The sequence below is a fragment of the Clostridium zeae genome (genome assembly GCF_017312485.1).
Taxonomy (GTDB): Bacteria; Bacillota; Clostridia; order Clostridiales; family Clostridiaceae; genus Clostridium_AR; species Clostridium_AR zeae.
Genome location: NZ_BMBA01000009.1, coordinates 7,154 through 32,632 on the forward strand (window position 1 = coordinate 7,154; position 25,479 = coordinate 32,632).

Annotated in this window: 19 protein-coding genes and 1 other annotated feature; of the genes, 14 read left to right on the forward strand and 5 right to left on the reverse strand. The window is 30.1% G+C overall.

Annotation, left to right across the window (positions count from 1 at the left end; translation table 11 throughout):
- Positions 1–1,154: 1,154 nt before the first annotated feature.
- A complete protein-coding gene (locus J3477_RS22820; RefSeq protein ID WP_206872552.1) occupies positions 1,155–1,406 on the reverse strand; it encodes a hypothetical protein in 252 nt (83 codons plus the stop codon).
- Between the two features lie 272 nt (positions 1,407–1,678).
- On the opposite strand from J3477_RS22820, the gene J3477_RS22825 reads away from it, so the two are divergent.
- The 5 genes from J3477_RS22825 to J3477_RS22845 all read left to right on the forward strand — a co-directional run bounded on the left by J3477_RS22825 (position 1,679) and on the right by J3477_RS22845 (position 5,945).
- Positions 1,679–2,314 carry an ATP-binding cassette domain-containing protein gene (locus tag J3477_RS22825; RefSeq protein WP_206872553.1) on the forward strand — a complete coding sequence of 212 codons (636 nt, stop codon included), beginning with the start codon at positions 1,679–1,681 and terminating at the stop codon, positions 2,312–2,314.
- 45 nt (positions 2,315–2,359) lie between these two features.
- Positions 2,360–2,839, forward strand: coding sequence for a stage II sporulation protein M (locus J3477_RS22830; protein WP_206872554.1), 480 nt, complete (start codon positions 2,360–2,362; stop codon positions 2,837–2,839).
- Between the two features lie 166 nt (positions 2,840–3,005).
- Positions 3,006–4,097 (forward strand): efflux RND transporter periplasmic adaptor subunit, encoded by a 1,092-nt coding sequence (locus J3477_RS22835; protein WP_228731349.1) that lies wholly within the window; start codon positions 3,006–3,008, stop codon positions 4,095–4,097.
- Entirely contained in the window at positions 4,075–4,761 is a 687-nt protein-coding gene (locus tag J3477_RS22840) for an ABC transporter ATP-binding protein (RefSeq protein ID WP_206872555.1), read from the forward strand. Before J3477_RS22835 ends, J3477_RS22840 begins: the two co-directional genes overlap by 23 nt.
- A complete protein-coding gene (locus J3477_RS22845) occupies positions 4,758–5,945 on the forward strand; it encodes an ABC transporter permease (protein ID WP_206872556.1) in 1,188 nt (395 codons plus the stop codon). The genes J3477_RS22840 and J3477_RS22845 overlap by 4 nt, the downstream gene beginning before the upstream one ends.
- A 189-nt stretch (positions 5,946–6,134) precedes the next feature.
- On the opposite strand, the gene J3477_RS22850 is transcribed toward J3477_RS22845, so the two are convergent.
- Positions 6,135–6,368 carry a DUF2164 domain-containing protein gene (locus J3477_RS22850; RefSeq protein WP_206872557.1) on the reverse strand — a complete coding sequence of 78 codons (234 nt, stop codon included), beginning with the start codon at positions 6,366–6,368 and terminating at the stop codon, positions 6,135–6,137.
- Positions 6,369–6,855: 487 nt separating this feature from the next.
- On the opposite strand from J3477_RS22850, the gene hisS reads away from it, so the two are divergent.
- The 3 genes from hisS to J3477_RS22865 all read left to right on the forward strand — a co-directional run bounded on the left by hisS (position 6,856) and on the right by J3477_RS22865 (position 10,868).
- Entirely contained in the window at positions 6,856–8,169 is a 1,314-nt protein-coding gene (hisS, locus tag J3477_RS22855) for a histidine--tRNA ligase (RefSeq protein WP_206872558.1), read from the forward strand.
- Positions 8,170–8,356: 187 nt separating this feature from the next.
- Positions 8,357–8,616 (forward strand) — a binding site (T-box leader).
- A gap of 317 nt (positions 8,617–8,933) precedes the next feature.
- Positions 8,934–10,145 (forward strand): tyrosine--tRNA ligase, encoded by a 1,212-nt coding sequence (gene tyrS, locus J3477_RS22860; RefSeq protein WP_206872692.1) that lies wholly within the window; start codon positions 8,934–8,936, stop codon positions 10,143–10,145.
- 99 nt (positions 10,146–10,244) lie between these two features.
- Positions 10,245–10,868, forward strand: a complete 624-nt coding sequence (locus J3477_RS22865; protein ID WP_206872559.1) for a DNA-3-methyladenine glycosylase — start codon at positions 10,245–10,247, stop codon at positions 10,866–10,868.
- Positions 10,869–11,091: 223 nt separating this feature from the next.
- Here the strand turns inward: J3477_RS22865 and J3477_RS22870 are convergent, their stop codons facing one another.
- Positions 11,092–11,610 (reverse strand): hypothetical protein, encoded by a 519-nt coding sequence (locus J3477_RS22870; RefSeq protein WP_206872560.1) that lies wholly within the window; start codon positions 11,608–11,610, stop codon positions 11,092–11,094.
- A gap of 1,051 nt (positions 11,611–12,661) precedes the next feature.
- Here J3477_RS22870 and carA point away from each other — a divergent pair.
- The 3 genes from carA to J3477_RS22885 all read left to right on the forward strand — a co-directional run bounded on the left by carA (position 12,662) and on the right by J3477_RS22885 (position 17,545).
- Positions 12,662–13,711 carry a glutamine-hydrolyzing carbamoyl-phosphate synthase small subunit gene (carA, locus tag J3477_RS22875; protein ID WP_206872561.1) on the forward strand — a complete coding sequence of 350 codons (1,050 nt, stop codon included), beginning with the start codon at positions 12,662–12,664 and terminating at the stop codon, positions 13,709–13,711.
- Positions 13,712–13,744: 33 nt separating this feature from the next.
- A complete protein-coding gene (gene carB, locus J3477_RS22880; protein ID WP_206872562.1) occupies positions 13,745–16,954 on the forward strand; it encodes a carbamoyl-phosphate synthase large subunit in 3,210 nt (1,069 codons plus the stop codon).
- A 315-nt stretch (positions 16,955–17,269) separates the two neighbouring features.
- Entirely contained in the window at positions 17,270–17,545 is a 276-nt protein-coding gene (locus tag J3477_RS22885; RefSeq protein WP_183279395.1) for a YciI family protein, read from the forward strand.
- Positions 17,546–17,809: 264 nt separating this feature from the next.
- On the opposite strand, the gene J3477_RS22890 is transcribed toward J3477_RS22885, so the two are convergent.
- Together J3477_RS22890 and J3477_RS22895 are read right to left on the reverse strand one after the other, a co-directional pair.
- Positions 17,810–18,928: an HD-GYP domain-containing protein gene (locus tag J3477_RS22890; protein ID WP_206872563.1), complete on the reverse strand. Its 1,119-nt coding sequence runs from the start codon at positions 18,926–18,928 to the stop codon at positions 17,810–17,812.
- A gap of 347 nt (positions 18,929–19,275) precedes the next feature.
- Positions 19,276–21,183, reverse strand: a complete 1,908-nt coding sequence (locus J3477_RS22895; RefSeq protein WP_206872564.1) for a type I glutamate--ammonia ligase — start codon at positions 21,181–21,183, stop codon at positions 19,276–19,278.
- A 390-nt stretch (positions 21,184–21,573) separates the two neighbouring features.
- Here J3477_RS22895 and J3477_RS22900 point away from each other — a divergent pair, with 390 nt between their 5' ends.
- The 3 genes from J3477_RS22900 (at position 21,574) to J3477_RS22910 (ending at position 25,260) form a co-directional block, all read left to right on the forward strand.
- A complete protein-coding gene (locus J3477_RS22900; RefSeq protein WP_206872565.1) occupies positions 21,574–23,661 on the forward strand; it encodes a glutamine synthetase III family protein in 2,088 nt (695 codons plus the stop codon).
- A gap of 238 nt (positions 23,662–23,899) precedes the next feature.
- Complete coding sequence (murI, locus tag J3477_RS22905; RefSeq protein ID WP_371876615.1) at positions 23,900–24,676, forward strand: glutamate racemase; 777 nt, start codon at positions 23,900–23,902, stop codon at positions 24,674–24,676.
- Between the two features lie 314 nt (positions 24,677–24,990).
- On the forward strand, positions 24,991–25,260 hold the full coding sequence (locus J3477_RS22910; protein WP_206872567.1) for an STAS-like domain-containing protein: 270 nt from the start codon (positions 24,991–24,993) through the stop codon (positions 25,258–25,260).
- Positions 25,261–25,479 lie beyond the last annotated feature (219 nt).

Genomic DNA, 25,479 nt, shown 5'->3' on the forward strand with positions numbered 1-25,479 from the left:
TGTTACTAAAATTTGCATTAAAAATGACAATAGGGTCGAACTTTTTCTTTTTAGGTTCAATATTATTTATGTTATTAACCATTATAGAAGCATTTTTAACCATAAAGATGTCTATTAATAAGAAAGGTTAAAAATATGTTGAAATCTATATTATTATTTTCTTTGCTAGAGTGTAGAAATTTTTTGCAAAGATTTAAGTATAAAGATATAAGTCTTAATGGGCTAATAAAAGTATATTGTTCGTTTTTTTGCATATTGACTGTATGTTTCTTAGGTATATATTTATCTGTAGATTTATATTTTAAGGAGTATGTCAATAATAATGATTTAATAGAAAAAGTATGCATTTTATATTCTTTAATATTTATGTGCTATTTTTCATTTAGAAAAATAGCACAGGAATATTTTGATTTATTTAAAAAAAATGATTTTAAGTTTTACAAAAAGTACATGAAATATTCTAGTAAAATTTTATTAAGTAAAATATTAAGTAAATATCTATATTCACATGTGTTAGTTATGTTGCCGAATTTTATAGGGTTCAATATTGCACTCTATATAATATATAAATACAACAATTTACTTAATCTTGCGATAAATTTTAGCATAATTTTTATTACTCCTTTAGTTATAAGGATTTTCATTATAACTATTATATACATAAAGGATTGTTATTTTGATAAAGTTATATATTATATACTTAATTGTTTTTTGTATCTTTTTATAGGTTTCATTGCAGTTGTGTTGTATTGCAATTTAAGCAAACATGATATATATATAGAAAAATATTCATTTATGTTAAAAAGCTTGGTGTTTTATATCAATATCATAACTCTCATTGTAGCAATGATTGATTTTGGTGTTTTTAAAATGAATATATTCCTGCCAAAATCGATTGGTTTAAAAAATAGTTATAAAAGGTTAGGAGTTTTTTTGAATAAATATACGAATAAATATAATATTTTTATATTCAAAGAGCTTAATATTTTTCTAAGAGAAAAAAATAAACTTATTTTTTTCATAAGCTATGGAATAAAAATAATTGGTTTATTGTTTGGCATAGTTTTATCTCTAAAGATATATAAAATGAATGAAGTATTGATACTTCTAAATTACATATTGGTTATTAATATAATATTACAAAATAATTTTATCTATGTCTTCTTAGGACTACAAAGTAGAGTTGAATTTGATAGACCAATTATACGATATAGTATAATTAATAATAATATTGACATTTTATTAAAATCGAAATTTATAACTAATTCCATAGTATCAGCAACATTTAATTTTATTATAATAATGCCTTTCATTATAATAGATTTTAGTTTTGAAAAAATATTGTTAGTTATAATTGTGTTTTTTGCAGCATTAGTAAATTCATTAGGATCCTTAATCTGTAACATAATTAGTCCTAATTTTATGATTAATAAAAACGAAGATTTATCCAATAATTGGGAAGTTGCTATATATGAAAGCATATTTGGAGGAAGTTTGTTTTTTATAATATTTTGTATTTCAACTCCAATGTTTGCTTATGTTTATGTAAAAAAAATTCAAATTACAATTTATTATTTAGTAATTAGTTTTGTATTAATTATTATATTTAGTATTTTATTAATAATTTTAAAACAACTATTCCGTAAAAAAATATGGTTAGGATGGAAAGGCATTTAATATGAATTTAAAGATAAAGAAATTAAACTTTAATTATGATAACTTTTCGATTAAAGATATTAATCTATCTGTGGAAAGCTCTGATATTTTAGGTATTACAGGGCTTAATGGATCAGGAAAGACAACCTTGTTAAAAATAATTGCGGGGATTCTACCTAGTGATGGAGTGTTTATAAATGAGGAACCATTAAGTGTAAAAAATAGACATGTAATTTCATATATGGAGAGTGATACGTTTCTGTATGAGTTATTAACTTTTGATGAGATGTTATATTTAGTAATGAGTATATGTTCTGTAAATAAAGGACAATCCTTGGCTATAGACGAAATAATTAATATCCTTAATCTAAATAAATATAGAAATACCCTAATCAAAGAATTATCATTGGGAACAAGACAAAAATTATCTTTTTTGTTATCTATAGTGGATGATCCTCAAATACTATTATTAGATGAACCTTTTAATGGAATTGATAATGAGTCTATTGACTTAATTGTGGATATACTAAAAGGAATGGTTAAAGAGAAGAAAAAAATAATTATATTAACTTCTCATAATATAGAATTAGTAAACAACTTATGTAATAAGCAGATTGTCATAGAAGATGGTAATATTAAACAGTATATTAAATATTAGTTTTAGATTATAATTAAAAATTTATTTCAATTATGAGGTGATAATTTGTTAAAAAAGCTAGTATGTGTGTCTAGCACAATTTATTTATTAGCCATGCTTCTAGGAATTATACTCTACAATTTGGATGGTAGTTTTTTTTCTTTCGAGTCTTCACCCAAATTTATGTCTGCAAAAGAATTAATTTTGCATAATTCAAGTGCATTAGTCTTTAGTATATCAGGATTAATAACGTTCAGCATTACGACTGTATTATATTTAATTGTAAATGGTATTATACTAGGATTATCATTAGCTCATTGCACAGTTTACGAGTTTTTTACTAAGATCATTCCGCATGGTATGTTTGAAATACCCGCAATGGTTTTAGCTTCATCAATTGGCTTGATTCCTTTGTATATAATATACTGTAAAGTTAAATTAAAAACTAATAAATTGGATATACAAAAAATCTTAATTGTATTAATTACTTCATTTATTTTAATGTTTATTGCAGGAATAATAGAATCAATGATATCAAAGAGCTAAATCCATGATAATTCAGCATTTTTATTAAGTATTAATTTAAGCATATCATGGAATTATTATAATGAAATGTTTTTTCTAGTTACGATATGTATCCATACATTAGAAGTATATAGAATAAATTTAAAAATTGCATTTATAATTATAATACATACATTGGAGGAATATTATGAAAAAAAGACTTTTGATTATTGCGATATTGATGAGTATTAGTATTTTAATGCTTAATGAATGTGATTCTAAAAAAAGCGTAACTAAAAGTGAATCAAATTATAGTATATATACAATAACGGCACCTCAAAATGTATATTTGGATGGTGAAGTAAGATATGTACAACAACAAAATTTTTATTTAGATTCGACCAAAGGAAGCCTTGACAAAATAAGTGTTAGTAATAACCAGGATGTAAAAAAGGGTCAAAACTTATACACTTATAAAAATGATCAGAGAATTCAAGAATATCAAACATATATTGATCAACTCAAAACTCTACAAGATGAAGAAAGTAAACTTAAGAAACAAGTAGGTATAACAGATAAGTCTCAAACAGATGATTCAGCGAATGGTAAAGTAGTAGAATTACAATCACAAATTAATCAAAATTATCAACAGCAAACCAATTTGAAACAACAAATAAATTCGGTGAAAGATGCAAGGTATATAGTTGTTACAGCTCCATTTGATGGTAATGTACAAATTTCACCTGATTCCAATAAGTGTATATTAACAATAACTAACAAAACAATGGAGGTTGTATCAAATGTTAGTGAAAAGGATATACTGAAATTAAAAATTGGACAATCTATTGATATTAATATATATGGAACAAATGAAGAAACAAAAGGTACAATTAATTCTATAAGTAACACTCCAATTGAAAGCGCAGTACAAACATCTACAGATAGTGGGGCTAGTGGAGTTCAAGGAGCATCTAATAGCAATATTTCACATTATAGTGTTCATATAGGTATAGATATGCAAAAAGATCTTTATCAGGGGTTTCATATTCAAGGAATAACTATTGCTGAAAATCAAGTGCCTAGAATTCCTGTTTCAGCTATTGTTAATGATAATAATAATACATACGTATGGCTTGTAGATAATAACAAACTAAGCAAGGCTAATATTGAATATGAAAGTTATAATAAGGCATATGCCAAGATAAAAAGTGGGTTAAAATTTGGTGATAAGGTTATTGCAAATCCAACCAGTAGCATTAAGGAAGGAGATAATGTAGATGCCACAACTATTAGAAATTAAAGGATTATGTAAGTGGTATGAAAATGATAAAGATCAATATGAAGTATTAAAAAGGATTGATTTTTCTGTTAATAAAGGCTCATTTGTAACAATTATGGGGAAGTCAGGTAGTGGAAAAACAACTTTATTAAATACTATTGGGTTACTAGATAATTTTAATGATGGAACATATAAGTTTAAAGATCAAGATGTAACACAACTAAATGAAGAGGATCGTTCAATTTTTAGAAATAGAAATATTGGTTTTATATTTCAACAATTTCATCTTATTGATTCTTTGAATGTAGCCCAAAATATTGAACTTCCTTTACTCTATCATGGTGGATATTCACGAAATGAAAGAATTGATATGGTTAAGCAAAGTCTTAGAGATGTTAGCTTAGAGAATAAGTTTAATAGTTACCCAAGTGAGCTATCTGGGGGACAACAACAACGTGTGTCAATTGCAAGAGCACTTGTAACAAAAGCAGATTTAATTCTTGCGGATGAACCGACTGGAGCACTTGATTGGAAGACAGGATCTCAGATAATTGATTTGTTATATGACCTAAATAAGTTAGACAAGACGATAATAATGGTAACTCATGATGGTGATTTAAGAAAGTATGCAACTAATTGTTTTTATCTTAAAGAGGGAATCTTCTGTGAGGAGGATAATCTATGAATTTAGTTGAATTATTATATAGTGCTTTTTTAAGCTTACGTGCACATAAACTTAGGGTTTTTTTAACTATGATAGGGATAATAATCGGTATAAGTTCTGTAGTTGTTATTTTATCTATTGGAGCTGGGTTAAAAGCAGAAGTAAATCAATCTACTAAGAACGTAAGCATCAATACTGTTACTATAGATTTTGAACCAGATGATCTAAATACTGTCAATATGTCTACGCCTTTTCAACAGAGTGATTTTAAAACGTTAGAAAATATTGATGGAGTAGAGAAAGTTAGTCAAAGCACAGGGGGATTAGGAATATCCTTAGGTATTAGTGAGATGGCCAATTTTTTTGATAAACAAACATCATTGATGATAAATAAATATAATAACGAAAAATTAAACTTGGAACTCGGTGATACTATTATTAAAGAAGATGATGAATTTAATAATTATGTTATAGTTCTCACAGAAGATCATGCGAAGGCTCTTTTTGGTGAGGATTTATCACAATCAATTGGAAAAGGTATAAAAATTGGAAATGAAATCTTTAAAGTAATTGGAATACAAAACAAAGACATTAATGGATTGTCATTAGGGTATGATTATATTCCATCGTTTGCTATGAAGAATTTTGAAGATGATATAGCTATATCATCAATAGATATTAAAATAAAGCAGGAATATAATGTAAGTACAGTATTTAATGAGATAAAAAAGGAACTAGAAAGCTTACATCCTGATTTAAGAGGGAAATATATCCAAGGTGATCCTCAATCTGTTATGAAAGCATTTGAGAAAATAATAGGAGGATTAACATTATTTATTGCTGTTGTATCTGGAATTTCGCTTTTTGTTGGAGGAATAGGCGTAATGAATATAATGTATGTATCTGTGGCAGAGAGAAAAAGGGAGATTGGTATAAGGCGCGCAATAGGAGCAAAACCTAAGACAATATTACTGCAATTTTTGATTGAGTCAATATTTATTACTAGTATTGGTGGCATTTTGGGAATTGGTGGTGGATATGGAATTGCATTAATTGTAGGCTTATTTATGTCGTTTAAACCTCTACTAACTACAGGTATACTGATCGGATCGTCTTTTACATCTGTGACTGTAGGAATAATTTTTGGAATAATTCCAGCGATTAGAGCGTCTAGATTGGATCCTATCAAGGCTATATATAAATAAAAATATTAGCCTGCATTTAATAATAATGTCGTGAATATATGGAAAGACTGCTTGTTTCTAATGCGTACTAAGTTATACACTCTTAGAAGTAAGTAGTCTTTTATAATGTAATCTTATTAATTTATTACGTAGCATAAGTCTAAAACCTGTATATATATTGTGGCTGTTGAGAATTATAAGATTAATTTCTTATTTTTGAAGTCCAAGCATATCTTCCGTTCTTTCGCTCATGTATCTATAGGCATCATTAATTCCTTGATTATAGAACTCGGAAGATAACTCCTCAACGATGAAATCTAATACTGAAGATGCAGCTAGGTTTCCGATTTCCTCATCTCTCTCATTATAGAAAAATTCTTGTATGGATGAAATCATTGACTCTCTTTTTTCTTTGCTTAGTGTGATTTTCTTTTCTTTTCTCAATCTTCTTTTCTCCTTTAAAATGAAAGTATATTGGATTTAGTGTCCTTTTAAATAAACTAATAAATGATCTTTAGTTTGATATATATTTAAAAAATTATTTTTGATGATCACTTTTAATAAAATCTGTATATAATTATAAGATATTGATTATTATAGAATCAATATAAGATTAATATTCTATGATTAAATTTTATTTCGAAGTGGTACATCTATAACTTGAATATTAAATTCTAATATGTTAAGATAATGGAAATTAAGTTTGGAGATAGTGATTTATGATTAATATAAGTTTTAATTCACAAGTAAAACTACATTACCATAGATAGAAGACTTGTTCTTGGTTAAAAAAACCACAGATACAGGTCTAATCTTGTTGAGGATTTTGTATCTATGGTGTTTGAGGGATAAATAGTACACCCACCTAGGTATAAATCCTTAGTGGGTGTTTTTGTTTTCCAAACAAATAATATTAACAGGAGGAGAAGAAATGGAAAAGAATTTTGTTAAACCATCAATATTACCTGGATTTATGGAGCTGACTCCAAAGGATCAAATTGATTTTAATTTTATGCTTGATACCATAAAGAAGAATTATGAGAAATACGGATTTGCACCAATGGATACCCCGATTATGGAGAAGAGTGAAGTTTTGCTTGCTAAAGGCGGAGGAGAAACAGAAAAGCAAATATATAGATTTAACAAAGGGGATACGGATATATCTTTACGATTTGATCTTACAGTTCCTTTTGCTAGATTTGTAGCACAACACATGGGTGAATTAAATTTTCCTTTTAGAAGATATCAGATAGGGAAGGTTTATAGAGGAGAAAGAAATCAGAAGGGAAGATTCAGAGAGTTCTATCAATGTGATATAGATATAATAGGCAATGGAAAGTTAAGTATAGTAAATGATGCTGAAATTCCTGCCGTTATATATTCCATATTTAAAGAATTAGGCTTTGAAAACTTTAAGATTAGAATAAATAATAGGAAGATATTAAATGGTTTCTTTAGCTCTCTAGGGATAGCTGAGGCTGGCGAGGTTCTAAGAATAATAGATAAGCTAGACAAAATTGGAGAAGAAAGTGTGAGAAATGAGCTTTCCAACACTCTAAGTGAAGAACAAGTCACTTCCATAATGAAATTTATAATGCTTTCAGGAAATAATACTGAGCTTATTAATTCCTTAGAACAGCTTGGTGTAGAAGATGAAGTGTTCTTAGATGGATTAAAGGAATTAAAGTCAGTAATAGAATATATAGGCTGCTTTGGTGTGCCAGAAAAGAATTACATTATTGATTTAAAGATTGCAAGAGGATTAGATTATTATACTGGAACTGTGTATGAAACTATACTAGATGATTATCCTTCCATTGGGTCAGTGTGTTCTGGAGGAAGATATGAAAATCTAGCAGAGTACTACACAAATCAGAAGCTCCCTGGAGTTGGTATATCCATAGGCTTAACTAGATTGTTCTATCAGTTAAGAGAGGCAAAACTATTAAGATCTAAGGGTAGAGAAACTCTTTGTGATGTTATCATAATACCGATGAATGAAGACTTAAATTATAGCTTAGAAACAGCAAACAAGCTAAGAGCAGCTGGAATAATAACTCAAGTGTATTTTGAGGGCGGTAAGCTTCAAAAGAAGATGAACTATGCAAATAAATTAGGAATTCCTTATGTAATATTAATAGGAGATGACGAGATAAAGGATAATGTATTGACTGTAAAATCAATGCTTTCAGGAGAGCAAGCTAAAAAGTCTGTTGATGAAGTTATAGAGGATTTGAAAAAGTAAAAAATATATGGTGGTAATAAGAAAAATTCTTATGTTTATATAATTATAAAATTTTAAAAATATAAATTTATATAAATATATAGTATTAATGCGGGTTTGTAAGATTCTAAAAAACTTTTTATGTAATTTATTCAAAAAAATAGTTGAATAAATTTCTATGCTTGAGTATAATATATAAAAAAATATAAAAAAGGCTATGAGTAGAAAGAGTAAGAATATATTTCTTTTTAAGAGAGCTTCTGGTTGGTGTGAAGAAGCAAAGAATTTATTTTGAATACATCTATGAGCTGAACACCAAATCCTTATAAGGTAGTAGGCTGTTTTCCCTATCCTGCGCAGGTTATAGCGCTAGAGTATCATGTTTTTACATCGTACTCGAAAAGGTTATTGTCGTAAGGCATTAATAAATTGAGGTGGTACCGCGAAGTTTATACTCTCGCCCTCTAGAGCAATCTAGATGGCGGGAGTTTTTTTATTCTTTAGCAAATTTTTTGTTTACCATTAATGTTATAAAGTTATTCTGCAGGTAATTTTATAAATAGGTTTGGTTAAATTAAGCTCATTCATTTATGTGGGTATACATTTATTTGATATGAAGTTTTTATTTCCACGAAGTATTGGGCTTGTGGTTTAATTTGAATAAATTTTAGAAAGTAATTAAATAAATTTAGGAGGGAAGTTAAGTAAAAGTTAATTCTTTTTATAATAAAAAACAGTTTTTAACTGAAATAAGGAGCTAACTTTTTGAACTTAATTTGATTGACATGATTAATATAGAAGAGCAAATAAAAATAATTTCTAAAGGAGCGGACGAGATTATAAGCTTAGTTGATTTAAGAAAAAAACTAGAAAAATCAATTAAAGAAGATAAACCATTGGTTATTAAGCTTGGATTAGATCCATCAGCTCCAGATATACATCTCGGGCATGCAGTTGTGTTAAGAAAGATAAGACAGATGCAAGAGCTTGGGCATGAAGCTGTTATAGTTTTAGGAGATTTTACAGGAATGATAGGTGATCCTACGGGGAAATCAAAAACCAGGAAACAATTATCTAAAGAGCAGGTTATAGAAAATGCGAAAACTTATGAAGAGCAAATATTTAAGATATTAGACAAAGAGAAGACAAGAGTTAGATTTAATAGTGAATGGCTTTCAAAGCTGAATTTTGAAGCTGTATTAAATCTAGCAGCAAAGTCAACAGTGGCTAGAATGCTTGAAAGAGATGATTTTAAGAAGAGGTTTGAGAGTAATCAAAGTATCTCTATTCATGAGTTTTTTTACCCTTTGATGCAAGCTTATGATTCTGTAAGTTTAAAAGCAGACATTGAATTAGGTGGTACAGATCAAAGATTCAATATACTGATGGGGAGAACGCTTCAAAGGGATTTTGATATAGAAAGCCAGGTTGCTATATTTATGCCTTTACTTGAAGGTGTAGATGGAAAAGAAAAGATGAGCAAGAGTTTAGGAAATTATATCGGCATAAATGAAGAGGCTAAAGATATATTTGGAAAGACTATGTCCATACCAGATGAAAAAATTATCAAATACTTTGAACTAACTACGGATATACATCCAGATAAGATTGATGAAATTAAAAGTAAACTAAATAGTGGTAAGGTAAATCCTAGAGATGTTAAGATAAGCTTAGCTAAAGAATTAGTTAGCTTATACCATGGAGAAAAAGCCGCTGAACAAGAAGAACAAGAATTCATAAATATATTTCAGAAAAAAAGTATTCCTAAAGATGTAGAAGAACTTAAAGTAGAGGCTGAATTCTTAGATAAAGATTTTATTTCATTTTTATTTGAAAAAGGTTTATGTAAGAGTAAGAATGATGCTAAAAGGCTTATAACTGGTGGTGGAGTAAAGATAAATGGAGAGAAAGTTATCAATAGCTTTGAGGTTTCGTTAGGTAATGGAGATATAATTCAAATCGGTAAATTAAGGTTTGTAAAAGTAAAACTCATATAATATTTACTTGATTATAGGGAATAATTAATCATAAAACTTATATTTTTAATGATAGTATATGGACAATGCCAATTATCCTTGAGCCAACGGGAGAGTATTATGAAGATAAGTAAAGACTTTTATGCAAGAGATGCAATTACAGTATCTAAAGAACTTCTAGGAAAAGTGTTAGTAAGGAAGGTAGGAGAAACATTTCTAAAAGGAATAATAGTTGAAACTGAGGCTTATATCGGTGCTATAGATAAGGCTTCCCATGCATATGGAGGCAAAATGACAGAGAGGGTTAAGCCGCTATACGGACCTCCTGGAATTGTATATGTTTTTTCTATATATGGAATGTACCATTGTTTTAATATAATAACAAAAGAAGAAGGAACTGCAGAAGGTGTACTCATAAGAGCAATAGAGCCTGTAGACGGTATTGAAGAAATGGCTAAAAGGAGATTTAATAAAACAATTGAATCCTTAACTAATGCTCAAATGAAGGCACTTACAAATGGCCCATCAAAGCTATGTATTGCTTTTGGAATAAACAAACAAGATAATTGGGTAGATATGACGGAAAATGATGAGTTATATTTGGAAGAGTCATTAAATAACAAAAACATCTCAGATGAGGATATTGTTGAAACTACTAGAATCGGTATAGACTATGCAGAAGAAGCTGTGCATTTCCCTTGGAGATTCTATATCAAGGATAATAAGTGGATTTCTAAAAAGTAATATATAAATAGGCTGGTGATTATATGAGTCCTATAATTATTTTTGATAAGGAAACAGGATATATTTTTTACTGTCAGGGTATAGAAGACATGGAATGGATATTTGTTTAATGATGTTGTTGATTGGAATGATTTAAAAACTAGAATTGGATCTGCATATATATAATAATAAAAAACTAAAGCTTATAAGGAGAAGAAAAAAATATTCTTCTCCTTATAATTATTTAATAGCATATAAATGTATCTATTCTTCTTATATCTATGCCGAAATATACCCATCTATAGAACATCCATCTCCATCCAGAAACTGAGTAACGATCTACTGATGTCAGATAAGTCCAATAAGATTTTCCATTATTTTGCCATATATAAGTGTATCTAAAAAGGCAAGGACGTATAGATACTGGACTTACTGCTTTTGTATTACCGCCTGGAACTTGTGGTCCTCCATAAGCTTGAGGTCCTTCAGAATATTGAGAGCCTGCAAGAACTTTAGCCTTAGGGTCGTTCTTTGAAGGGTTAAATGAAGGTGGAGGAGCCATAGGAGGTGTATTTACTGGAGCTGGAGGTGGAGTTGGTCTATCAGAGGGGCCTCTCATATCCTCTTCTAAACTCTCATATATTGGAGCATAAGTAAAACTAACATCAACTTCATATTCACCAACTTCATCTATACTGCTTCCGTCGTCGTAAAATCTAAAGTGACTATTTGGATTGAAGTAATCATTATTAAAGAAATCCATTTTGATCTCCCTTTAAAAATTTATCTCTTTATAAGAATATGAAATTTATACTACTTAAGTTACAAAATATTAAAAAAGCAGCTAGCTTATTAGTATATAGGCTAGATTAATAAATGAAAGTATATAGGTTTTTACTAAATATTAAGACAATATACTTAACTTAATGGGTAATATAAACCTTACTTTTATGGAAAAAAGTGCTCAAACGCTAAATTAAATGCATAAATATACAATTAAATCTTATCTTTGTTGCAAGGAACTTTATTTATATAATAATAATCACATTGACAAAATGCTTGCTATAGATAATAATATAATGGACTCAATAGGACAAAAAGAGTACAAGGTAAGTTATTTTAACTTACAAATACCTATAGGCAAGGTATAATATTGTTAATGGTTAAAGATTACTCATTTGGGTAATCTTTAATCATTTCAAGAAAAATAAAAAACTTTTATTTCTTGACATGGACTATAGGTTAAACTAGAATAGATATAAATAACAAATAATAAGGTAGATAATACACTTTAAATTGGTCCAGAGAGGCCAGAAAGGGGTATGATTATATGGCATACGTTTTTTGTCATGGAATTAAACAAATAGCTTTGATTATAATTGAATATCCTGCTGAATATATAGGGTATCTAAGAGATTAGTGTTTTTTTATTAATCTCTTAGATATCCTTTTGTTTTGTTTAAATAGGTTAAGCTTATACAATATTTGTTTCACCGAGTATAAACTTAATAACAGATCTATATGCAATAATCCTTGAAATTATATATAAGTGGGTTGAGCTTTATATAGTGATCTTTAGCGGTGATCAAAAAAGAGTAAAGTTTATAGAAAGGTTAAATGCATATTTAAAACAGACTCCTATAGAGCAAAGCAAAAGTATACAGTTACTATTAGAATAAATCATAAAAGACATGCATAAATTGTTATTGACGAATATTTATGCAATATGATTTAATAAATATACATGAGTAAGTTCGGCAGGAACCTCGCTTGTACAAGTGTATTTTCCCTAAAGGATTATAAGGAGGACTATAATGAAAGCAAAGCTTATATTGGAAAATGGTATTGTTTTTGAAGGAAAAGCTTTTGGATATCTAAAAGAAAGTGTTGGAGAGGTAGTATTTAATACTGGAATGACAGGGTATCAAGAAGTACTTACAGATCCATCGTATTATGGACAGATAGTTACTATGACTTATCCTTTGATCGGAAACTACGGAATAAATCTTGAAGATATGGAGTCTTCTTATCCTAAGGTTAAAGGATTTATTGTAAGAGAAAGATGTGCTTCACCAAGTAATTTTAGATGTGAGTTAGAAATAGAGACTTTTTTAAATAATAATAAAATAATTGGACTTGAAGGAATAGATACAAGAGCTCTTACTAAAATATTAAGAGAAAATGGAACGATGAAGGGTGTAATAACATTAGATGAAATCTCTTCAGAAGAGGCTCTAAAGAAAACCGAGCTCTATTCAAATAAAGATGCGGTTTTTAATGTTACAACAAGTGAAACTTATGAATTTTATGGAAGTGGAAAACATATAGCTATAATGGATTTTGGTGTTAAACAAAATATAATAAATAGCTTTGTAAAAAGAAATTGCAGAGTCACAATTTTTCCTGCTACTACTTCAGCAGAAGAAGTATTGAAGGTCAATCCAAATCTTGTGTTTTTATCAAATGGACCTGGAGATCCAGAAGATCTATCAGATATAGTAGAGAATGTTAAGAACATTGTTGGAAAGAAGCCTATAGTAGGTATATGTCTTGGACACCAGATATTAGCTCTAAGTCTTGGAGGAAAAACTAAGAAGCTTAAGTTTGGACATAGGGGTTGTAATCATCCGGTAAAAGATATTGATAAAAATAGAGTTTATATCACTTCTCAAAACCACGGCTATTATGTGGATGTACTGCCAAAGGACGTAAGGGCAACTCATATAAGTGTAAATGATGGAACTATAGAGGGGATGCAACATGAAGTTTTACCTATTTTTTCTGTACAATTCCATCCAGAAGCTAGTCCAGGACCAAAAGATAGTGACTATATATTCGATGAGTTCATAAAATTTGCAGAGTAACTATTAGTGAAGAACACTTAGGAGGTAGCCATTATGCCAATTAAAAAAGATATTAAAAAAGTACTAGTAATAGGTTCAGGTCCGATAGTAATAGGCCAGGCAGCAGAGTTTGATTACTCAGGAACTCAAGCATGCCAGGCACTTAAGGAAGAGGGGTTAGAAGTAGTTCTAATAAACTCTAATCCTGCCACTATAATGACGGATGCTGAAGTTGCGGATAAGGTATATTTAGAACCGCTGACTATAGAATTTGTTGAGAAAGTTATAGCTGAAGAGAGACCTGACAGTCTTTTAGCGGGAATGGGCGGACAAACAGGTCTAAACTTAGCTGTTGAACTTTATGATAAAGGGATACTAGATAAATACAATGTAAAAATTATAGGTACCTCTGTCGAAGGTATAAAAGAAGGAGAAGACAGAGAATTATTTAGAGCGATGATGCATAGAATAGGCCAGCCTGTTATAAAGAGTGAGATAATAACGGACTTAAAGGCTGGAAAGGAATTTGCTAAAACAATAGGTTATCCTGTAATAGTAAGACCGGCATATACCCTAGGGGGAACTGGTGGTGGTATAGCTAATAATGAAGAACAACTGGAAGAAATTCTATCATTAGGTATACAGTTAAGCTCTATAGGTCAAGTATTGCTTGAAAAGAGTGTAAAGGGTTGGAAAGAAGTAGAATATGAAGTTATGAGAGATAGCTTCGGAAATTGCATAACAGTATGTAATATGGAAAATATTGATCCTGTTGGAATACATACTGGTGATAGTATAGTTGTAGCGCCTAGTCAAACTTTATCCGATAAAGAATACCAAATGCTTAGAAGTGCTTCTATAGATATAATAAACGCGGTAGGAATAGAAGGGGGTTGCAATGTTCAGTTTGCACTTAACCCACAATCCTTTGAATATGCAGTAATTGAAATAAATCCTAGAGTTTCAAGGTCGTCAGCGTTAGCTTCTAAGGCAACTGGATATCCTATTGCTAAGGTTGCTGCAAAGCTGGCATTAGGTTATGCCCTTGATGAGATAAAGAATGCAGTAACTCAAAAAACCTATGCATGTTTTGAACCTTCATTAGATTATGTAGTTGTTAAGATTCCTAAATGGCCATTTGATAAGTTTAAAAGTGCGGATAGAGCTTTAGGAACTAAGATGATGGCTACAGGAGAAATAATGGCTATAGGAAGCGATTTCGAATCAGCTTTTCTTAAGGGAATAAGATCTTTAGAGATAGGAAAGTATTCCTTAGAGTTTAAAAAGTTTAGAGAACTTTCTATGAAAGAATTAAAAGAGATAGTAATAACACCTGATGATGAAAGAATTTTTGCTTTAGCGGAAATGCTTAGAAGAAATTATAGAATGGATAAAATTGTTGAAATAACAGGTGTTGATTTATTCTTCCTAGAAAAATTTAAGTGGATGGTTGATGAAGAGCAAAAACTAAGAATCTCTAAAATAGGTGATTTAGATAAGGAATGGCTATATAAACTTAAGAAGAAAGGTTTCTCGGATAAAGGGATTGCAGATCTTCTAGAAGTTTCACCGGATGACATTTATAGATTGAGAGATATATGGAATATAAAACCTGTATATAAGATGGTTGATACCTGCGGTGGCGAGTTTGAAGCCTTATCTCCATACTATTATTCAACATATGAAACTTATGATGAAGTTGAAGTAAGTGATAGAAGAAAGGTTATGGTAATAGGATCTGGACCTATAAGAATAGGGCAGGGAATAGAATTTGACTACGCATCAGTTCACTGCGTAAAATCACTTAGAAATATTGGTATAGAAACAATAATAGTAAATAATAATCCTGAAACTGTAAGTACAGATTTTAATATATCGGATAAATTATACTTTGAACCATTAACAGAAGAAGATGTATTTAATATAATTGAAAAAGAAAAACCAGAAGGCGTAATACTTCAATTTGGTGGGCAAACAGCTATAAAGCTTGCCAAGTTCCTTAAAGAAAAAAATATAAAGACCTTAGGAACTACAGCGGATCAGATAGATTTAGCTGAGGATAGAGAAAAGTTTGATGCTTTACTTGAAGAATTAGGTATATTTAGACCTAAAGGAAAAGGAATTTGGAGTGTTGAAGAAGGCGTAAATGAAGCAAGAGAGCTTGGCTTCCCTGTACTTGTAAGACCTTCATATGTGCTTGGTGGTCAAGGTATGGAAATAACTCATGATGAAGAAGAGTTGAAGTTTTATTTAAACAATGCTTTCGAAAAAGATAGAAAGAATCCTATATTGATAGATAAATATCTTATGGGAAGAGAAATAGAAGTTGATGCCATATCTGATGGAGAAGATGTTCTAATACCTGGAATAATGGAACATCTGGAGAGAGCTGGGGTGCACTCAGGTGATAGTATAACGATGTATCCAAGTCAAAATTTAAGTCAAGACATAAAAGATAAAGTATTAGAATACACTAATAAATTGGCTCTTGCTATAGGAATAAAAGGAATGATAAATATACAGTTTATAGAGTTTAAGGGTGAGCTTTATGTTATAGAAGTTAATCCAAGAGCTTCAAGAACAGTACCATATATAAGTAAAGTTAGTGGAGTGCCTATAGTAGATATAGCTACTAGAATAATGCTTGGAGCTAAACTTAAGGATTTAGGGTATGGAACTGGTGTATACAAAGAACCAAGCTTAATATCTGTTAAAGTTCCAGTGTTCTCCACTCAAAAGCTTCCGAAGGTTGAGGTATCTCTAGGACCAGAAATGAGATCTACCGGTGAAGTATTAGGAGTGGGTAGAACTCTAGAGGAAGCTTTATATAAAGGTTTTGTAGGGGCATATATGTATACTCTAAGTAAGAAAAAGGGTACTGTACTTGCTACTATAAATAAGCATGATAAAAAAGAATTCCTTCCAATAGCAAAAGCACTTTCTGATGTTGGATATGATTTTATAGCGACTTCAGGTACAGCTGAACTTTTAAGATCTGCAGGTATAGATGCTAGAGAAGTTAGAAAGCTAAATGAAAATCATCCTAATATTATAGATGTTATAAAGAATAAAGAGGTTGATTTAGTTATAAATACCCCAACTAAAGGTAATGACTCAAAAAGAGATGGCTTCCATATAAGAAGAGCAGCTATAGAAAGAAATATAGGAGTTATTACAGCATTAGATACCTTTAATGCTTTAGTGAAAGTTAAAACAAGTAAGGTTGAAGAAAGAAATCTTGAAGTGTTCAATATGGCAAAATAATATTTACCAGAGTGAGATTATTTCAAGTTAATCTTATTGCAATAAAAACATCTAGGTTTACCTAGGTGTTTTTTTGCTGTTAGCTTCAGCAATCTTTTTACCTTAAAGGCTGTTGTTTTACAATATTCTTTAAAATACAACATAGAGTGTATAAAATATATGGAATAATATGTTGAAAAATATAAGTAAATATATTGACATATGAACGCATGTTCGCTACAATATAATCAAACGTATGTTCGAGAAGAATTAATGCATAAAATTGTGTACAAGCTCATATGATTAGGTAAGGATGAAAAAGGGAGGACTTATTAGATGAAAAAAAATGGTGGAATATTTGTTAAGATAAACTATAAGTTGGATAATGTTGAGAAGAAAAGAATTAAAGATACCAATGCAAAGTATAGAGAGATGAATCTATCAAAATATTTATTATGTGCTGGAACCTATAATAAAAACGGAGGGACTTTTATATTTCAAGCAAATAGCTTTCAAGAAGCTGAAGAAATAATAAACAATAATCCTTTTGTAGGCACAGATTTTTATTCATTTGAAATATTAAGCAATAACTATATAGCTTTAAACAATTAATGACTTAACAATATTACACCATAGGGATTTTTCAAGGCTTATAATGTTATAAATATAGTTGATAAATGTGTCATCAAATGAGCGTTATATTAATTAAATGAATTCAGTTAAATGCAAATTTAACTTATATTGTGTCTTAAGTTTGTTTGCATAATTACCTAAAGATATATTTGAGTTATAAATTCATAAAGAATAAAAAGGCTTTTTATAATACATATAAGTGCATTATAAAAAGCCTTTTGGTCTATTAATTACATAGGTTATTTAAACTTCATATTCAATTGATAATATAACTAAGGATAATTCCTTAACTAGACTTATTAAAGAACCAACAGAAGCTTCATTTGAGCTTTTAATAACTTTAACTTCAGGTCTAAGTGGATAGTCAGGAGGCGTGCTTTCTACCGCACAGATATCCCCATTACTTAGTTTTACTAAAGTGCCTTCCGGATAAGGTACTAGTATCTTAGTAAATGCTTTAACTATATCATAATCAAACATAGAACCAGCATTTCCTAGTATAAATTCAAAAGCTTCATTTGGACAAAGAGCTCTTCTATATGGTCTGTCAGAAGTTAATGCATCGTAAACATCTGCTACTGCAACAATTTTAGCAAGCTTATTAATCTTTGAACTTTTTTTGCCATCAGGGTAACCGAGTCCATCTTCTCTTTCATGATGCTGTAATACTACCATTCTAGAGAAAGACGATATATTATGTACAGTTTTTAGATAAGAATATCCTTTTTTTGGATGATCTTTCATTATCTCGAATTCTGAGTAGCTTAAAGGGCCTTCCTTTAAAAGTATTTCTTTTGGTATAAAGACTTTTCCGATATCATGAAGCAAGGCACCTATACAAAGATCTAGTAGTTCATGTTTTTGAAGCTGAAGACCAATACCTAAAACTAGAGATAATATAGCAACGTTAACGCAATGTTGATAAGTATAGGCATCCATAGTTTTTATATCAACCAAATTTATCATTATGTTTTTATTGGAAAGTATATTTTCTAATAATTCTTCAGCAAGCCCATGAATAGAGGATAAATATTCTTCTTTTTGTTTTAGAAGGATATTCTTTTTGTTTTTATTCAATGATGAATTGTGAAGATTTGAGTATATTCTTTCTACATTATTAAAAGTTTCTCTAACTAAAGATATTGATTTTTGTCTTAGCTCAGGCCTTATTATGTCATCAATTTCCTTTTCGCTATATTCATCCATTATGTACAGCGAATAAATATGTATATCTTTTATCCTTTTAATCAAAGGAGTCGACAATTTAACTCCTTCTTTTAAAAGAGTCCGTCCATTTTCATCAAATAAAGTTTTACCTAAATAACAACCATCTCTTACACATTCAATAGGAACTAGTCTCATTTCCTACACCTCATCTTAAGATATATAGTCAATTATACTACAAACATAGCAAAGAGTCTTCTATACTTTTATTAAAAATTCACATAATTAATAAATTTTAAGTTACCAGATAAAAAAGTCTGAAGTGAACTTCTTCAGTGAGCTTTTTGCGCATCTGCCTTTCAAATGAATATGATGAAACTTATAGGTGGATAAGTTTTGTTTTTTTACTGTATCACCTAAAAAGTTATGCTAAATCATTGAAATCAAACGGTTTAGCTAGATTGAAGATTTTATGCTTTTATTTACAGTAAAAAAAGAAACCTAACAATATTATAGGTTTCTTTTTTATTCTAATTATTATTAATCTAAATGTCTATATCTAATAAATTTTTCTTATAGGAATTATATAAATATCTTAATAAAGACATTTTATCGTCTAATTCTATTTGTAGGTTTGATGCAGCTTCAAGATCGTCAGCTACTATAGCTTCTTTAATCTTTGTGAATAGACTTTTATTTGTGTAGCTATCTTTCATTATATAATGTCTTAAGTCATTTATAGCCATCCAATTTGATATATCTAAGTCTAGTGCTTTATCAAGTGAGTGTAGAGATTTAAAGCTTCTTATTTCACTAGCATATTCAGAAATTACTCTGCTAGTTATTTCTGTAGTCCATCTCTTGGTTACTCCAAGTCTAAAGCTATTTATAAGTTTATCTGTAAATACATTGTTTCTCTTTAAAGCTTCAACTTTTTCAGGGTATTTATCTAAAGCTAGTAAGTTCTCGTAAACTGTAGCAGGTGCTTTTCCGAAGAATTCATCTCTCTCTTCTTGAGTGAAATCTTCAAAAACATCTTCTTCAGCTCTATATGCTCTATCTTTCTCTAGATAATCAGTAGTTTCACCTGCTTTTTTGGAAAGTTCAGCAAGTAACTCTTCTTCTGTTTTATTATTTTCTAAAGCATACAATATACCATCTAGCATAGATAAGTAAGATGTACTTAGTGCTAAATAAGTGTTAGTATGAGGATTTGGCGCTCTAAGTTCGAACCTTGTTGCTAAAGGAGTATGAGGATCTCTTACAAGACCAGCTAAAATAGTTCTGTTTCTTGATGGGACCTCAGGACTGTGCCCTAGTGAAGTAACTATACAAACTGGAGCTTCATAACCTGGTTTTAATCTTCTTAAAGAATCAGCTGTTGAAGAAACAAAAGGATTTACAACTTCATAATTTTTAAGAAGGCCCATTATAGCGCCATAACCTATAGAACTCAAGAAATCATTTTTAGTTGCAGCGAATAGATTGATTCTTTTTCCATCTTTAAGTTTAACGCTAACTCCAAGATGAGTATGTTCTCCGCTTCCTGCTACTCCTTCAATTGGTTTTGCAAGGAAAGTAACATCAAGGCCATTTCTTCTAAAGGTTTCTTTTACGAGATTTCTTATGAATAATTCATTATCTGCAGATTGCATAGCATCTGAATACTTCCAATCTATCTCTAACTGTTCCATTACATGATTGAAGTTTCCTGAAGAATCAAATCTTCCTTTAACTCCACCAACCTCTTTATGACCCATCTCTGGCTCAAAACCATAGCTTTCCATTAATATTAAGCTTTGTTCTAAGGCTGTTCTTACAACTCCCTTAGTTCTAGTCCAATACTGTTCTTGTAGTATTTGAGAAGTTGAAAGCTCTTCTGTTTCAACTTTATCATTAGGGGTTTTAACCCAAAATTCAAGTTCAGTAGCAGAAGTAATTACAATTTGATCTATATCATTGAAGGTTATTCCGAAAGGTTTAAGTGTTTCTGGTTTCTTTGCAAATATGTCTAATAGTGTTGTTTTAAAAGTGTCAACTGCAGATTTTAATATGTGTCTTGAATCAACAGCAACTCCTTCATGATGAAGAAAACAAGGAATTCTTAAAGTTCCAACTGGCTTTTCAGTTTCAGAATCTATGAATTCATAATTATAATCAACAAACCAATTTGCATCTAAGTCTGTGATCATATCAACTTTAGCATTATTTAATGTAGCTATTTCAGGTAGAACAACTGATGAACCGTCGGTTTGAACAGCAGTACCGTTTAAAAATGATTCTATATCATCTTTGAATAGACTTACTGGGATTTTTTCGTCTGTATCATTGCCGGATAAGTCAATACCTACAATTGATACAAATTTTATCTCTGGATGGGAATCTAACAAAGCTAATAAGTCCTCTTTATTGTGTTTATCAGTAGGAATAGTATAAATAAGATTTTTTGCCATAATTATGTGCACTTACTTTAAATAATAGAAAAGTAAGCACTGGTTCACTTCCTTTCGTTCAAAATTTTAGTGAATATCTAAGGCTAAATAATTGATAAAATAACATTTATATCATAGAAAAATTGTATTATAACGAAACCTATAGTGTCAATGAAATGATAGTTAAAAATCAAGAGAATCAATAAAAAAACTTTAGGAAAGTTATAAATTTATAAAAATATAAAAAGTATACGTATTAAATTGTTGATTTTACAAAAAAATAGTTGTTTTGTGTAGATTGGGCTTATTTTGATGTTTACTGCAATTTAGGGTGCTATAATTTTGAATAGCAAATTAAAAGATGGGCACGTTTTGTGTAAAATAGGTTTGAATACGAAAGGGGCTATTACGATGAGCAATTTTGGTGAATTATACGGTGTAAATGTATTTAATGATGCAACTATGAAAGAACGTCTTCCTAAAGCAACTTATAAAGCATTGAAGAAAGCGGCTGCAGAAGGGGTATCTGTAGATTTAGCTGTTGCAGATGTTGTTGCTTCAGCATTAAAGGATTGGGCGGTAGAAAAAGGTGCTACACACTTTACTCACTGGTTCCAACCACTAACAGGTATAACTGCAGAAAAACATGACTCTTTTATATGTCCAACTGAGGATGGAAAAGTTATATTAGAGTTTACAGGAAAAGAGTTAATAAAAGGAGAACCAGATGCATCTTCATTCCCATCAGGTGGAAGCAGAGCTACTTGTGCTGCAAGAGGATACACAGCTTGGGACGTAACTTCTCCTGCTTTTGTTAAAGACGGAACTTTATATATTCCAACAGCATTTGTTTCTTATACTGGAGAAGCACTTGATAAGAAGATTCCATTACTTCGTTCAATGGAAGCTTTATCAAAAGAAGCTTTAAGACTTCTAAAAGTTTTAGGAAATACTACAGCAACTAAGGTAACAACTACAGTTGGACCAGAACAAGAATACTTTATCGTGGACAAGAAGTTATATGACAAACGTCCAGATCTTATATATACAGGAAGAACTTTATTTGGAGCTAAGCCTGCAAAGGGACAAGAACTTGAAGATCATTATTTTGGTTCTTTAAAACAAAGAATATCTGATTTCATGAAGGATTTAGATAAGGAGCTATGGGAACTTGGAGTTTCTGTAAAGACTAAGCATAATGAAGTTGCTCCAGCTCAACATGAGTTAGCACCAATATTTAGCACTACAAATGTTGCAACAGATACTAACCAACTTACAATGGATGTTATGAAGAAAGTTGCTTTAAGACATGGTTTAGTATGCTTATTACATGAAAAACCATTTGCTGGGGTTAATGGTTCTGGTAAGCACAATAACTGGTCAATGAGTACTGATGATGGACAAAATCTTCTTGAGCCAACAGCTACTCCACACAAGAATACTCAATTTTTATTATTCTTAACAGCAGTTATTAAGGCTGTTGACGAATATTCAGATTTACTAAGAGCTTCTGCTGCTAACCCTGGTAATGACCATCGTTTAGGTGCAAATGAAGCGCCACCAGCTATAATATCAATATTCTTAGGAGATCAATTACAAGATTTAATTGAACAAATAGAAAAAGGTGAAGTTACTTCATCAATTGATGCTGGTGAATTAGATTTAGGAGTTTCAACTCTGCCTAAATTAGTTAAAGATCCAACAGACAGAAATAGAACATCTCCATTTGCCTTCACTGGTAATAAGTTCGAGTTTAGAATGGTTCCTTCTTCAGGAAACATAGCTGATTGCAATACTGTATTAAATACAATAGTTGCAGAAGTTATCTCTGAATTTGCTGATAGACTTGAAAAAGCTGCAGATTTAGCTGCTGAAGTAAAGACTTTATTAACTGAAACTGTTAAGGAACACAACAAGATAATATTCAATGGAAATGGCTATTCTGATGAATGGGTTGTTGAAGCTGAGAAGAGAGGTCTTGCAAATATAAAGACAACAGTTGAAGCAACAAAGGCATATATATCAGAAAAGAATGTAGTATTGATGGAGAAACATGGTGTATTAAGCAAGCTAGAAATGCATGCTCGTTACGATGTCAATCTTGAAAACTATGCTAAGACTATAAATATAGAAGCAGAAACAACTCTTGAAATTGCTAAACGTCAAATACTACCTGCAGTTATTAAGTTTGAAACAAGTTTAGCTCAATCAATAAGCCTTGTTAAAGCAGCTGGAGTAGGTGCTGGAGTTCAAAGTGAACTTTTAGCTGAAGTAGATGAGCTTGCAGTAGCTTTAAAGAAAAATATTGGTGAGTTAGAAGCTTCAGTAGAAAAGGCGCAAGCTTTAGACGGGGATGCTTATGCTGTTGCTCACTTCTACAAATTTGATGTGTTCGAAAAAATGCAAGCTGTAAGAGCTGTTGCTGATACACTAGAAACTTTAGTTGATAAGGATGTATGGCCTTTACCAACTTACGGTGAATTATTATTCAACGTATAATATAAGATTATATATTTATTTGAATATAAATTAGAAAAGAGTTCTCACATTTGCTTAATATTGTGAGAACTTTTTTTATTGTAGAGAGAATATGAAATTTTGATTATGAAGCTTAATCCATCAATAATTAAAGAATGTAGACATGTATGAATTAGTAATTAAAGTTGTGACTATATATAGATTTATTAGTTGTAAAGTAATAAAATAATTTTAGAAACTATAGGTTGGAGTGATGAGTATGAGTAATAATGAAAGTATTAAACCAATAGGCTTTTTTGATTCTGGAGTAGGTGGATTGAGCGTAATGAAAAAGGCTATTGAGTATATGCCTTGGGAAGATTACATATATTTTGGAGATTCTATAAATGCTCCATATGGAACAAAGACTGTTGATGAAGTTAAGAAACTTACATTTGATGCTGTGGAGTTTTTAATAAGTAAGGGAGTTAAAGCTATAGTAATAGCCTGCAATACAGCAACTTCAGCAGCTATAGAAGATCTTAGAGCTCATTATAAACATATTCCTATAATAGGGATTGAACCTGCACTGAAGCCGGCAGTAGAGTTAAGCAACAATGGTAAAATAATAATTATGGCCACACCGATGACCCTTGTTGAGAAAAAATTTAAAACTTTGATGGAGAAGTATGCGCAAGAAGCTGAAATAATTCCACTTCCTTGTGCTGGACTTGTGGAGCTTATAGAGTCTGGAATTACTGACGGAGAAGAATTAATAAGCTTCTTAAGTGAGAAGTTTATAGATATAGATAAAGACACTATATCTGCTGTTGTTTTAGGGTGCACACACTATCCTTTTGTGAAAAATGCTATATCTAAGGTGCTTGGTGATAAAGCTTTATTAATTGATGGAAGTGAAGGTACCGCTAAGGAGCTTAGAAGAAGACTTGGAAAGGGAGGTATATTGAGGGATAAAGGTAGAAAAGGAGAGATAACTATATATAACTCACTTCAGGAAAACAAGGTGATTGAACTTAGTTATGAACTCTTGAAATAATAGAAAAAATTCGCTAAAGCAATCTTCTTTGGTGGATTTTTTTGAGTATCTGCCTTTTCTGAACGTATGTGAAGAATCTTACAGGCGATATATTATTCTTTTTTTCTTCTTTAACTTAATATTATGTCCTAAGTCTATTGGTATAATTATTTAAAAATATACTTTAATTATAGATTCTAAACAATAAAAAATACTTTGTTAAATTATTGACAAAATAATTAGTTCTTGATATATTATATATAGAGGATGAATTATCTGAAAATTATAAAAAAAGAATACAAATTCTTATCAATATATATCAAGGGGTGTGTCATATGAAAGTTAATGTTAGAGAGTTTTTAGGGGAAAGTTTTGTTGTTGAGGATGCTATACTGCTAAGAGAGTTTATTCAAGAGAATATAGGTCAAGACATTGAGTTAGATTTTGAAGGATTTGAAAGAATTCCAACCACATTTTTATGTTGTTTATTTACAGATTTAATAAACAAGAATGGAAGAGACTTTATTATTTCGCATATCAATGTTAAAAACTTGTCAAATTTTAAGGATTATTCAAGAGTTGTTAGAGGAACAACATTTAATTAATCGTAAAATTGAATATACTATTTTTTAAAATATTGCGTGAGTAATGGAGCATGTTTAAGGGGGATAACTTAAATATGCTCCATTACTTTTTTACTGTAAAGGCCAGTATATAATTTTTATGACTATTAAACCTATATATTTCAGTGCTTTCAGATGCTTTTTATTTCAAAACAGTAAAAAGTAAAATTATGATTTTAAAATATAAAGTTTATTATGAAG